14 protein-coding genes are annotated in these 12440 nt (G+C 63.9%); 4 read left to right on the top strand and 10 right to left on the bottom strand.

Going from position 1 to position 12440, the window contains the following annotated elements; genetic code table 11:
* The first annotated feature begins 27 nt into the window (after positions 1-27).
* Positions 28-1614 (top strand): Hint domain-containing protein, encoded by a 1587-nt coding sequence (locus tag C2I35_RS10880; protein ID WP_103763083.1) that lies wholly within the window; start codon positions 28-30, stop codon positions 1612-1614.
* Positions 1615-1616: 2 nt separating this feature from the next.
* Positions 1617-2687 carry a Hint domain-containing protein gene (locus C2I35_RS10885; protein WP_103763425.1) on the top strand — a complete coding sequence of 357 codons (1071 nt, stop codon included), beginning with the start codon at positions 1617-1619 and terminating at the stop codon, positions 2685-2687.
* 13 nt (positions 2688-2700) lie between these two features.
* Here C2I35_RS10885 and C2I35_RS10890 read toward each other — a convergent pair whose 3' ends face one another.
* From C2I35_RS10890 to C2I35_RS10905, 4 genes are all read right to left on the bottom strand, one after another.
* Positions 2701-3033: a DUF8846 family protein gene (locus tag C2I35_RS10890; RefSeq protein ID WP_103763084.1), complete on the bottom strand. Its 333-nt coding sequence runs from the start codon at positions 3031-3033 to the stop codon at positions 2701-2703.
* Positions 3034-3065: 32 nt separating this feature from the next.
* Positions 3066-3893, bottom strand: coding sequence for a 2,3,4,5-tetrahydropyridine-2,6-dicarboxylate N-succinyltransferase (gene dapD / locus C2I35_RS10895; protein ID WP_103763085.1), 828 nt, complete (start codon positions 3891-3893; stop codon positions 3066-3068).
* A gap of 176 nt (positions 3894-4069) precedes the next feature.
* A complete protein-coding gene (locus C2I35_RS10900; protein ID WP_103763086.1) occupies positions 4070-4669 on the bottom strand; it encodes a DUF1236 domain-containing protein in 600 nt (199 codons plus the stop codon).
* Between the two features lie 123 nt (positions 4670-4792).
* Positions 4793-5719 carry a threonine/serine dehydratase gene (locus C2I35_RS10905; protein WP_103763087.1) on the bottom strand — a complete coding sequence of 309 codons (927 nt, stop codon included), beginning with the start codon at positions 5717-5719 and terminating at the stop codon, positions 4793-4795.
* An 88-nt stretch (positions 5720-5807) separates the two neighbouring features.
* Between C2I35_RS10905 and C2I35_RS10910 the strand changes: the two genes are divergently transcribed.
* Positions 5808-6626, top strand: a complete 819-nt coding sequence (locus tag C2I35_RS10910; RefSeq protein WP_103763088.1) for an LOG family protein — start codon at positions 5808-5810, stop codon at positions 6624-6626.
* On the opposite strand, the gene C2I35_RS10915 is transcribed toward C2I35_RS10910, so the two are convergent.
* Positions 6623-7162 (bottom strand): adenine phosphoribosyltransferase, encoded by a 540-nt coding sequence (locus C2I35_RS10915; protein ID WP_103763089.1) that lies wholly within the window; start codon positions 7160-7162, stop codon positions 6623-6625. The genes C2I35_RS10910 and C2I35_RS10915 overlap by 4 nt on opposite strands.
* Before the next feature lie 189 nt (positions 7163-7351).
* Between C2I35_RS10915 and C2I35_RS22145 the strand changes: the two genes are divergently transcribed.
* A complete protein-coding gene (locus tag C2I35_RS22145) occupies positions 7352-7519 on the top strand; it encodes a hypothetical protein (protein ID WP_170067184.1) in 168 nt (55 codons plus the stop codon).
* Here the strand turns inward: C2I35_RS22145 and C2I35_RS10920 are convergent.
* The 5 genes from C2I35_RS10920 to C2I35_RS10940 form a co-directional block, all read right to left on the bottom strand.
* Positions 7516-8139 carry a LysE family translocator gene (locus tag C2I35_RS10920; protein WP_103763090.1) on the bottom strand — a complete coding sequence of 208 codons (624 nt, stop codon included), beginning with the start codon at positions 8137-8139 and terminating at the stop codon, positions 7516-7518. The two genes, C2I35_RS22145 and C2I35_RS10920, sit on opposite strands and share 4 nt — an antisense overlap.
* A gap of 14 nt (positions 8140-8153) precedes the next feature.
* Positions 8154-9026 carry an S-methyl-5'-thioadenosine phosphorylase gene (locus C2I35_RS10925; protein WP_103763091.1) on the bottom strand — a complete coding sequence of 291 codons (873 nt, stop codon included), beginning with the start codon at positions 9024-9026 and terminating at the stop codon, positions 8154-8156.
* 68 nt (positions 9027-9094) lie between these two features.
* A complete protein-coding gene (locus C2I35_RS10930) occupies positions 9095-9283 on the bottom strand; it encodes a hypothetical protein (RefSeq protein ID WP_103763092.1) in 189 nt (62 codons plus the stop codon).
* A 281-nt stretch (positions 9284-9564) separates the two neighbouring features.
* Positions 9565-11808 (bottom strand): mechanosensitive ion channel domain-containing protein, encoded by a 2244-nt coding sequence (locus tag C2I35_RS10935; RefSeq protein ID WP_103763093.1) that lies wholly within the window; start codon positions 11806-11808, stop codon positions 9565-9567.
* 97 nt (positions 11809-11905) lie between these two features.
* Positions 11906-12319 carry a universal stress protein gene (locus tag C2I35_RS10940; protein ID WP_103763094.1) on the bottom strand — a complete coding sequence of 138 codons (414 nt, stop codon included), beginning with the start codon at positions 12317-12319 and terminating at the stop codon, positions 11906-11908.
* Positions 12320-12440: the final 121 nt, after the last annotated feature.

Here is a 12440-nt window from a genome sequence, read left to right on the forward strand (position 1 = left end):
ACCTTGGACGTACATGAGGTGGGCAGTATGGTCAGGGGCGTTGAAATCCCTATAGACGATCGTGCGTCGGCGGTAGAAATGGCCGAGACGATCTTTGGTGACGGTGTGCAGGTGGTCAGCGCCTCTTACACCGGTGACAAGGACTCTTCGGGGATCTACACACAAGGCAATTCGATCTCGCCGGGGGTAATGCCGTCGGACACCGGGGTGATGTTCTCGACCGGGGACCTGAATGGGTTCACCAATTCGACCTGGTGGTGGTCGAACGATTCCAATCAGTCCAGCGAGACATCGACCAGTTCCAACGGTCCCAACAACGACCTGATGTTCAATGCGGCGGCGGGGGCGCCCACATACGACGCCTCTTTCCTCGACGTCGATTTCATCCCGACCGGGGACGTGATGACGATGCAGTTCGTCTTTGCGTCGGAGGAATTTCCCGAGTACGCGACCGGCGCGTTCCAGGATTTCGTCGGTGTTTGGATCAATGGCACACAGGTTCCGCTGAGCGTGGGAGACGGGGATATCGACCCCAACAACCTGAACGCCGGGTCGAACGCGAACCTTTTCGTCGACAACACCTCGGACCAGTACAACACCGAGATGGACGGTTTCACAGTCACGATGACGCTGACGATCCCGGTCAATTCGGGCGACGTGAACTCGATCCGGATCGGGATCGCGGACGTCACGGACGCCAACTACGATTCGACGCTGATCATCGCGGGCGACAGCGTGCAGACGACGCTGGTGGCGCAGGATGATGTGTCGAACCTGTTTCCGACAGGCGCGAAGACGTTGGATGTCCTGGACAACGACGTCAACAACACCAGCGGCGCACTGACAATCACGCAGATCAACGGTCAGGACGTCGTCGCGGGCAGTACTGTTACGCTGGCCACGGGCCAGACGGTGCTGCTGAACGCGGACGGCACCATCACGGTCGTCGGGGACGGCGACGTCGAGGAAGTCAATTTCACCTACACGGTCGAGAGCACGAACGGGCAGAGCGACACGGGCTTTGTCACGCTGAACTCGATCCCGTGTTTCGTGCGCGGGTCGCGTATTCTGTGCGAACGCGGCGAGGTGCAAGTCGAAGACCTGCGGGTGGGAGATCTGGTGGCGACACGAGACGACGGCCTGCAACCGCTGCGCTGGGTCGGCCACCGCGAGGTGGCGGGTGCCGGACCCTATGCACCGATCCGCATCTTGGCGGGCACGTTTGGCGATCATGGCGAACTTTGGCTGTCGCCGCTGCACCGGGTGCTGATCCGCGACAGCCTGGCCGAGCTGCTGTTCGGCGAGCGCGAGGTGCTGGTGGCGGCCAAGGACCTGGTCAACGACCGGAGCGTCCGGCGCATCGAGGTCGAGAGTGTGGATTACTTCCATCTGCTGTTCGACCGCCACCAAGTGATCGTGTCCGAAGGGTTGCCGACCGAGAGCTTCCTGCCCGGATCCCAGATCAAGAACAGTTTCGAGGCAGAGGTGCTGGAAGAAATTTGCACCCTTTTCCCCGAAATCAACCCGGAAACCGCCGAGGGGTACAGCCCTGCGGCACGACGGATACTGCGCGGCTACGAGGCGCAGATCCTGTCCAAGAAATGGGCGGCGTGACAATGGGCTGGATCGGTCTGCGAGATCTCAATGACGGTTGGTTCAAACCGGACCCGCGGCTGACGGATACCGGCGCGGACCGGGTGTTGCACCGCGGCAGCCTGGTGGTCGAGACCCGCATCTCGGCCCAGATCCGGCCGCAGACATTGCTGGCGTTCCGTCGGACGTGGCCCATGCCCGGTTTGTTCACGATCCAGGCGTTGCCGCAGGGCGGGATCGTGCTGGTGAACGCGCAAGGCGACGATATTTGCCATGCGACCCTGCCGCTCAAGGGCGACGGGCGGTTGGACATCCTGCGGCTGACCTATTCGTGGGACAGCGCCGAAGGCTGGGCGCGGCTGACGCTGGAGCGGCCCGAGACTGACCAAGTGGAGAGTGTCGCGCTGAATGCCACCTTGCCGCTACCGGTGGACGATCTGAACGCCATCTTCGCGCATGGCTGCAATTTCGAGGTCGACGAGGAGGTCGTGTTCCTCGCGCTTTCGGACAAGATCGAGCCGGTGGGGCCATTGCCCGCACTGACATCGCAGGTGCCGATCATGACCGATCGCGGGGAGCGCCCGGCGGGCGAGATCCGGCGCGGCGATGTCGTGGTGACGGACGATGGCCAGCGCGTGCCGGTGTTGCAGGTCGTCAAGCGGACTGTGCCCGCGCGCGGCAGTTTCCGGCCCATCCGCCTGCGGGCGCCCTATTTCAAGCTGACCAAGGACATCGTGGTCTCGCCGCAGCAGCGGCTTGTGATGCATGGCAGCGAGGTGGAGTACATGTTCGGCCGCGAGGCGGTGCTGGTGCCCGCGCGGCACCTGGTGAATGACCGCTCGGCGTTCAAGGCCAAGGGGCCGGACCTGGTGACCTATCACCACCTGCTGTTGCCGGGTCACGAAGCGGTGCTGGCGGCGGGATGTGCGCTGGAGAGCCTTTACATTGGCCGGATGCGCCGCAAGCCCGAGGCCATCGCGGCAAGTGTGCTGGCTACGTTCGACCGCAATCGTCTGCCGGAACACGCCAAGCCGGTCTGGCCGGTGCTGAAACCGTTCGAAGCGGTGACGCTGGCGACAAGCCGCGCGGCCTGAACCGCGCGGAAGGTCAGTCGTAGAAGGGCGTCATCTGGGCAACGATCACAGCGTTTTCATCCAGCGCGCGCTGCATCAATTCCGTCTCGTCGTCGCTGATCTCGTGGCCTTCGGCCAACCGCTCGTCGAGCGTGCCATAGCCGGACACGTCAAGCGGCGCGGTGTCGGCCTGTTTCAGGATCGCCACGGTTTCGCGTACCGCCTCGGCCTCGTCCACGCCGGAGGCATAGACCACGAGTGCAGCGCCCGTGGCCTTTTCCGGCAGGCCGTCGCCCTGCTTGCGGCCGATCTCGACCAGCAGGGTGAAGACTTGCTGGGGTTTCTTCTTGTCAGGGTCTTTGGCCATGAGGACCTCGTGCCGGGCGTGCCGCGCAGGGATCAGTCGCGCAGAAGTTCGTTGATGGCGGTCTTGGAGCGGGTCTGTTCGTCCACCCGCTTCACGATCACGGCGCAATAGAGGTTGAGGTTGTTCTTGGTCGGCATCGAGCCCGACACGACGACCGAGTAGGGAGGAACCTCGCCCATGAAGACCTCGCCAGTTTCGCGGTCGACGATCTTGGTGGACTTGCCGATGTAGACGCCCATGCCCAGAACCGAGCCTTCGCGCACGATGCAGCCCTCGACGACCTCGGACCGGGCGCCGATAAAGCAGTTGTCCTCAATGATCGTAGGGCCGGCCTGCATCGGTTCCAGAACGCCGCCGATGCCGACGCCGCCCGACAGGTGCACGCCCTTGCCGATCTGCGCGCAAGAGCCGACGGTGGCCCAAGTGTCGACCATCGTGCCCTCGTCCACGTAGGCGCCGAGGTTCACGAAGGAGGGCATCAGCACCACGCCGGGCGCGATATAGGCCGATTTGCGCACGATGCAGTTCGGCACCGCGCGAAAGCCGCCTTCTTTCCATTCGGTGTCGCCCCAACCCTTGAACTTGCTGTCGACCTTGTCCCACCAGGTGCTGCCCTGCGGGCCGCCGGCCTGGGGTTCCATGTCTTTCAGGCGGAAGCCCAGAAGCACGGCTTTCTTGGCCCATTGGTTGACGTGCCAGTCGCCGTTCTCCTGACGCTCGGCCACGCGCAGTTTGCCGCTGTCGAGGGCGTTGAGCGTATCCTCGATCGCCTCGCGGGTTTCGCCGCCTGTGCTGGGCGTGATCTGATCGCGGTTTTCCCATGCGGACTCGATGGCTGTTTCAAGCTGTGCGTTGGACATCTCTGGCGTGCTCCCGTGGCAGGTCGTGTTGTGCTGGAATGCCCTATACGGGTGGACGGGAAAGATCGCAATGCGGCGCTGCGCCGGGCCTTCACCGGCGAAAGCGCAATGGGAACATTAAAAAGCGGGCGCCGCTCTGGGGGCGCCCGCCGGACTGCATCTTGAATTCGTGGGAGTTAGCGTACGATGTAGACCACGCGACGCTCGGCCGGTTCGACCAGCACGGGCACGCCGTTCACGTAGGCGTAGCGATATTCCGAGTCCGGAACTGTGCGCAGGTCCACGACCTCGGGCAGGGTGGCGCCGGTTACAACCTCGCCGTCGAGGTAATAGGGGTCCATCGGGTTGTCGCGCACGTAGACCACTTCGCTTTGAACCGGGTCGATCGGACCGACATAGCTGTCGGCCAGCGGGGTGATGGTGCCGCCGGCATCGACAGTATCGGCTTCGCTGTATTCGTAGGTAACGGTCGGCAGGTTCATGGCGCTGCGGTTCTCGATAACGCGGACCGAGCCGGCATCGGTGGACGCGGCGAGATAGTCGCCATAGGCCCAGCCCTGGGTGCCGTTATAGCTGACCTCGCACCACGAGCTGGCTTCGATGCAGCCCTGGATGCTGACGGCGCCGGCATTGGGGATGACGTCGATCACGGGCTGTGCCGGGCTGGGACCCGCGCGCAGGTTCAGGTCGGTCACGGCGGTCGCGTCGACATCGGCCAACGCGGCGCCCGCGCCGATGGTGCTGACAAGGGTCAGGCTCAGAAGTCGCTTTTTCATGGGTAGTCCTCCTCACTCACATAATCTGCCGTACGGACGGGATGTCCGTCGGCGCTCTGAAGCCTCAACGCCGTGATTTCGGAGAGTGTTCCCACGCGGCCCGGCACCGTGGGAAAACGGGCGTCAATCCGCCGATAGCGGGTCCGGTGCGAGGTTGCCGCCGCAGACAAGTACCGCGACCCGTTCATCTTTGTCGGGCTGGTACGCACCGCTGATCAGGGCCGCGAGCGCGGTGGCCCCGGCGGGTTCGACCAACTGTCGGGCGTCTTTCCAGAGCGCGTGCTGGACGGCGGTGATGGCGTCGTCATCCACGGTCACGGCGGTCACGCCGTTCTGCTGCGCGAGGTCAAGGCAGATCGAGCCGATGCGCCGGGCGCCGAGCGCGTTGGCGGCCACGCCCGAGACCTCGACATCGACGCCTTTGCCCGCCTTTAGCCCGGCGTTCAGCGCAGCGCAGGTTGCAGGTTCGACGGCCACGACCTTGCGACGCCCGTCGAGCCAGGCCAGTGCGCCGGCGATCAGGCCGCCGCCGCCGACGGCGATCAGGACGGTGTCGGCCTTCAGTCCCTGGTCCTCCCACTCGGCCATGCAGGTGCCCTGGCCGACCACGGTGGCGGGGGCGTCATAAGCATGGATCTGCATCGCGCCGGTTTCGGCCTCGTATTCCTTTGCCGCATCCAGCGCGTTGGAATAGGCGCCTTCGACCAAGTGCAGGTCGGCGCCCTGGTCGCGGATCAGCGCGATCTTGGCGGGGCCGGCCATTTCAGGCACGTAGATGCGGGCGCGGTGGCCCAGCTTGGCGGCGGCATAGGCCACGGCCGCGCCGTGGTTGCCACCCGAGGCCGCGACCAGCCCGGCCTTGGGAACGTCCTGTGACAGAAGGGTGTTGAAGGCGCCGCGCGGCTTGAAGCTGCCGGTATGCTGAGTGTGCTCCAGCTTGACCTCTATGGGGTGGTCCAGGCCGAAACCCGACATCTCGGCCGCAGGGGTGCGGCGCAGGTGCGGGGCGATACGGAATTTCGCGGCGGCGATCTCGGTTTTCCAGTCCATTTCAACCCCTTTCGCACGCGCCCGTGGCTAGGCAAATCGTGCGGAACCCTATACGCCTGAGGAAACGAACCCAACAGGGAAGTGCAGGATGAAAGACGACCGCAATAGCCAGTTCCGGGATGCGCATTCCGACCGCAGCACCGCTGCCCAAGTGCCCGACACGCCGCAGACCCGTGCGCCGGCGTACAGGCTGGCCTTTGCCGATGACGATTTCCTGTGCCGTGATGAGCTGCGACCCGTGCGGTTGCAGCTGGAATTGCTGAAGCCCGAGATGATCCTGAACGAACGCGGCATCGAAAGCACGGTTGTCTTGTTTGGCGGCGCGCGCATTCCCGAACCGGCCGTCAAGGACACCGCGCGCACCGAGACGCTGGCGGGCCTGTCACGCTTTTACGACGAGGCGCGCAGTTTTGCGAAGATACTGACCGAGAAGTCGATGCAGAGCTATGGGCGCGAGTTCGTCGTGGCCACGGGCGGCGGGCCCGGCGTGATGGAGGCGGGGAACCGGGGCGCTGCCGATGCGGGCGGTACGTCGATCGGGCTGAACATCGTGCTGCCGCACGAGCAGGCGCCGAACGAGTACGTGACGCCGGGGTTATGCTTCAACTTCCATTACTTTGCCATCCGCAAGATGCATTTCCTGATGCGGGCCAAGGCAATCTGTTGCTTCCCGGGCGGCTTTGGCACGCTGGACGAGATGTTCGAAGCGCTGACGCTGATCCAGACCGACCGGATGAAGCGGGTTCCGTTCCTGCTGTTCGGCGAGGAATTCTGGCGCAGGATCATCAACTGGGAGGCCTTGTCGGACGCGGGCACGATCAGCGCCGAGGACCTGGACCTCTTTCAGTTCGTCGAGACCGCCGAGGAGGCGGTGAAGATTATCGACGACTGGTACGAAGAGCTCTAGTCGCCCTCGAACGCGCAGAGCGCGTGGACATCCATGCCGAGCGCTTCGAGCCGGGCGCGGCCGCCGATATCGGGCAGGTCGATGACAAAGGCGCAGCCGACGATCTCGCCGCCAAGCCGTTCGATCAGCCTGATCCCGGCCTCGGCGGTGCCGCCGGTCGCCAGAAGGTCGTCGACCAACAAGACCTTTTCGCCCGGGGCGATGGCGTCGTCATGGATCTCGACGATCGCCTCGCCGTATTCCAGTTGATACTCCTCGGAGATCACGGCGCCGGGTAGCTTGCCCTTCTTGCGGATCGGCACGAAGCCCTTGCCCAGCTGGTGTGCCACCGCGCCACCCAGGATGAAGCCGCGTGCCTCGAGCCCCACGACCTTGTCGATCTCCATCCCAGCATAGGGGTGCAGCAGCTGATCCACCGCCAGCCGCAACCCGCGCGGGTCTGCGAAGAGCGTGGTGACATCGCGGAACATGATGCCTTCATGCGGGAAATCGACGATGGTGCGGATGTAATCCTTGACCGTTTTCGCGTTGGGCATGGCTGTATCTCCGGTTGGGCCTGTCCGTCTTTGCGTTTGGCGCAACTGGCGCAAAATCGCAAGGTTTGGCTGAGATCGGCGGGGTATTGACGCCCAAGGAATTGATTTACAAGAGGGTTTGCCAAGGCTGCATATGCTTTGTATATACTTTGCGATACCGGTGACGGAAAACGCAAATCAGGAGCTCGCGTGGCCAAGAGTGACGACAAGAAAGCCGGGAAGAAAGACAGCCAGCTGATCCTGCGGCTGAACAAGGATGACCGCGACAGATTCATTGAACTGTGCAAGGAAATGGACACCAGCGCGGCGCGGGAAATCCGCGGGTTCATCCGGAAATTCATCAAGAAGAACGGCTAGGCCCGGCGCAGGGCGGCTGTCATGACGCCCATGCCCACCAGCGCCGCGCCGCCGCCACGGGTGAGCCAAGTGATGACGGAGGGCCGCCCGATGGTTTGACGCAACTTGTCGGCAAGCAAGGCGTATGCCAGTGCATTTATCCAGGCAAGGGCAACGAAGGTAGCAACCAGGATGGCAAACTGCGGCGCTAACGCATTGTCAACGCTTACGAATTGCGGGACGAAGGCTATGAAGAACGCGATCGACTTGGGGTTCAGCGCGGTGACGGCGGCGGCGTGCCAGAAGACGCCCCGCGCGGGTTTCGCGCCGGTTGCCGTGTGATCCAACCCCGTGCTGGGCGGGCTGCGCAATAGTTTGACCCCGAGATAGACGAGGTAGGCCGCACCAATCCATTTCAGGACCGTAAACAGCGTGGCCGAGGCCAGAACGAGCGCACCGAGCCCCAGAAGGGACGCGGTCATCGCGATGAAATCGCCAAGGGCGACGCCGGTGGCGCTGGCGACAGCGACGCGTTTTCCCTGGCTGAGCGCGTAGGACAGGACCAGCAGCACGGTCGGGCCGGGGATCAGCAGCAGCGCGATGGTGGCCGCGACGAATGTCAGCCAGAGGTCTAGGGGCATCGGGTTAAACCTTTCTAAAGGACACGGGCGGCGACGGCGTCCAGGCGCGACACCAGGGCGGGGTCGCGGGCCTCGGGCGCGGTGAGGATGGCATGTTCGAGCGCGCGGTCGCAGCCATGGGCACAGGCGTCACGGTCGTCCGATCCCAGCAGGCCGGGCAGGCGGGCGACCATGTCGCGGGCCTTGTCGGCGTTGCCCAGAAGGGTCGCGATGATCTGCGTGACGTCGACCTCTCCGTGGTCGGGGTGCCAGCTGTCATAATCGGTGATCATGGCGACGGAAGAATAACAAAGCTCGGCCTCGCGGGCGAGCTTGGCCTCGGGCATGTTGGTCATGCCGATGACGTCGGCGCCCCAGCTGTCGCGGTACATTTTCGATTCCGCCAGCGTGCTGAATTGCGGGCCTTCCATGGCGAGGTACGTGCCGCCCTCGTGCACGGTCACGCCGACCGCGCGGGCGGCCTCGGCGCAGGCGGACCCAAGCCGCGGACAGGTCGGATGTGCGACGCTGACATGGGCGACGCAGCCCTGGCTGAAAAAGGAGCTCTCGCGCGCGACGGTGCGGTCAATGAACTGATCCACAATGACAAAATCGCCCGGCGCCATCTGTTCGCGGAACGAGCCGCAGGCGGAGACGCTGATGATGTCGGTCGCGCCCAGACGCTTCAGCGCGTCGATATTGGCACGGTAAGGCACCGTCGAGGGGCTGTGCACGTGGCCGCGCCCGTGACGGGGCAGAAAGGCCATGTACGTGTCGCCCAGCATACCCGTAAGGATCTGGTCGGAGGGCGCGCCCCAGGGGGTGTCCACCGTGACCCATTCAGGGTGTTGCAGGCCGTCGATCTGATAGAGGCCGGAGCCGCCGATCACGCCGAGATAGGATGTCATGGGTGTCCTTTCCGCTTTGCCACAGCGAATACCGTGCGGCGCGGAAATTCAACCCTGTAACGACGGTATCAGGCGCCGGCACCCAGCGTGCAGAGATCGCCGCGACCGATTAGCGAGGTGACCATGCGGCCCCGCTCGGTGTCGCGAATGGCGAAGCCGTAACCGCGCAGACGGAACTTCCATTCCCGGTCAGAGACGCAGCGTTGGCGCTCTTGCATCACGAAATCGCGGATGTCGTTTTTGGTTTCAAATCCCATCGTTTCCTACCCTTCCACAAATAGGTTGATGAAACCGGGATAATCACGCTGCGTGGCGACAATCGTCCCGAAATGTGTCACGAAAAAGATTTCTGCACATTGTGGGCGCAAGGGTTAACGGGCCGCCTGACCGTGAAAACGTGACGTCGGTATCGCATCGGTATTTCAGTGGTATCGCGACGGTGCGATTTTTGCACATTTGGCGGGTTAACGGACCGCACGGTGTCGCCCGGAAAATGCACATTTTCCGGGGCATTCTCTGCGCATTAAATGTCGCACCGTCAGACGTCCGCGTCGTCTTCCATGTCGAGATGAGGATCCTTGGTTTTCTTCGTGTCCTTCGCCGCGGGCTGGCTGGACCCCTCGATCGTTTTGGCCTCGTCCGCGGCGCGGTCGAGGCGCAGGTGGGTGGCGGTGCCGTCCTTGTCCTCGCCGAAGTAGACGGTTTGATGCGGGAAGGGGATCTCGATGCCGCGCTCGTCCATGATCCGCTTGCAGATCTCGTTATAGGCGCGGCCGATGCCCCATTGCGTGCCGGGCACGGTTTTTATCCGGGCGCGCAGGACGACGGCGCTGTCGCCGAGGGCTTGCACGCCGAACCATTCGAGATCGCCGGTGATGCTCTCACCGGCTTCGCTTGCCCGCAACTCCTCGAACGCGTCGACCATGGCATCCTTGCCGTCGTTGACGTTCTCGCGGTAGGCGATGCCCACATCCGCGACGAAGTAGGAATAATCGCGCACGTAGTTCGACACCATGTCCACGGACGAGAACGGTATGACGTGCACCACGGCGTGCAGGTCGCGCAGGGTGACCGAGCGGATGGTCAGCTTCTCGACCGTGCCGGTGGTGCCGCCCAGCGTGACCACGTCGCCCACGTTGATGGCGTTTTCGAACTGGATGAATATGCCGGTGATGATGTCCTGCACCATTTTTTGTGCGCCGAAGCCGATGGCCAGGCCCAGCACACCGGCGGAGGCGATGAGCGGGGCGATATCCACCCCAAGCTCGGCCAGCACGAACATCAGGATGATGACCATCAGAGCGATGGTGGCGGCGTTGCGCAGAAGCGTCAGCAGCGTGATCTCGCGCGATGTGGGGGCGGAGCCGAATTCCGGGTTGAGGCGATAGTCCACCCAAGACACCAGCGCCAGCCAGAGGATCGCGCCGGTCAGCAGGATGAAGGCGATGCTGACGATGGCGCCGGCGGCCCAGGTGCCGAACTCGCTGCGCATGAAGCCGGAGATGTCCCACAGGCCGATGGCGTCGAGCGCGAAGGCCAGGACGCCGATCACGATGAAGACGCGCACGACCTGGATCACGCGGCCAAGCAGCGAGTTGACACGCGGCTCGAGCGTGGGCATGCGGCTGCTGACGTTCATCGGCATGTGCATGCCGCGCACTGCGAAGCGCGACAGCCCACCGGAGAGCAGGATGCCCAGTACGATGATGCCGATCACCTGTGCCGAGTTCAGCAGTAACGGCAGGATGAGGCCGTCGGGGCGGGCGGCCACGATGACGGCGAGGCCGGCCAGATAGAGCAGCACGGGGATGTACCAATTGCGCCCGATGAAGCGCAGGGCGCTGGGCCGCTCCTCGGGGGTGGGGCCGAGGATCCAGCCGGCGACGTCCTTGCGCGAGCGGACCACCAGGATGGCGGCCATGCCGATGGCAATGAAGGCCAGCAGGGTCGAGATGCCGCGCCCGGCGGCATAGGAGGCCTGCCGGTTCACGATGGGGACGATCAGAAGCTGGCCGTAGCCGATCACGGAGGCAATGGCGCCGAACCACGACGACATGCGGCGGGCGGCGACGTCGGAGATGGCGATGAAGCGCAGTTCGTGGGTTGTGGGCGCGAGTACCGCGCGGAGCGCCACCTTGGCCAGCCCGACAAGCAGGAACGCGTTGAGATAGAGCGTCTGCCGTACGCCGATGACACCGGTTTCGCCGTAAAGATAAAGCGCGACGAGATAGCCCAGGCCCCAAGCCGCAAGGACCACAAGGATGTCGATAAGCGTGGTGGCCGCGACTACCGCAAGGGTGCGCACGAAGCCCCAATCGTGCGCCTTGTCGCCCATGCGGCGATAGATCAGCTTCGCGCCGGCGCGCAGCAGGAGATAGGAACCAACGGTGACGACGATGACTACGGCGAGCGCCTGGAGCGCCTCCCACAACACGTCGAGTTGCCCGCCCTCCAGCGCCATGAGCGTGTTGGGCAGGGCGACGACCGCACCGAAAGCGGAGCCGATGGACGTGGCGGCGGTTTCGAAGAACGACTTGGTGAAATCGGCCAACTGGCGACCGATGGAGGTGTCTTCCTCGGGATCGACGACCTCGTCGGCGGTGGTGGTTTCGGCAGCGCCGCGCAGCGACTGGATCAGTGCATCGCGCGCCTCGGGGTTTTCGAGCAGGTCAATGAGCTGCTGCGCCTCGGCGGAAGGCACGTTGGCCTCTTGCGCGCTGGCCGGCGTCAGGAAAAACAGGCCGAACGCGGCCACGAGCAGAATACGGGTCAAAAGAAACATCGGTCGTCCAGTGCTGGTCTTCGGTTTGCAGGAGACTTAGCACTGTCACTCTTGATCGCAACCTTGACCTTGGTGGGGTGTCAGGCAGCCCGCGGGATCAGGCGCGCACCACGTAGACCGAGCACTTGGCGTGGGTCACGACGTGGCTGGCCGTGGTGCCGAGCAGGTAATCCTGCACCTTGGGATTGGCGGAGTTCATCACGATGACATCCACATTGCGCTCGCAGGCAAGCTTGACGATCTGGCGGTGGATTGCGCCTTTGCGCACCACGGTTTCGACCTCGACCCCGTCAGCGGGGTGGTCCTTGATGAATTTCGCCAGTTGCTGGGACCAGTAGGCCTCGGAGTCGCGGATGTTGAGGTTTCGCTCCATCTCGGGGGCGACGGTGGCCACGATCAGCTTGGCGCCACGGCGCTTGGCCATTGCGACGGCCTCTTCATAGGCGCGGGTGTGGGTTTCGAGGTGGCGCAGGTTGACGGGGCAGAGAAGAAGTTCGGTGTCGGAAGCCATCGGGTGTTCCAAATGATGCAGTGTGGATGAAAAGGGCGGGATGGCGGGCGGCAGGGGGGAAATGAATCAGAGGGGTCCCCCGGCTTGGTCCGGGGGTTTAAGAGATGCGACGATCCCGGGT

The organism is Roseovarius confluentis, assembly GCF_002917925.1.
In the GTDB taxonomy this organism is placed as follows: domain Bacteria; phylum Pseudomonadota; class Alphaproteobacteria; order Rhodobacterales; family Rhodobacteraceae; genus Roseovarius; species Roseovarius confluentis.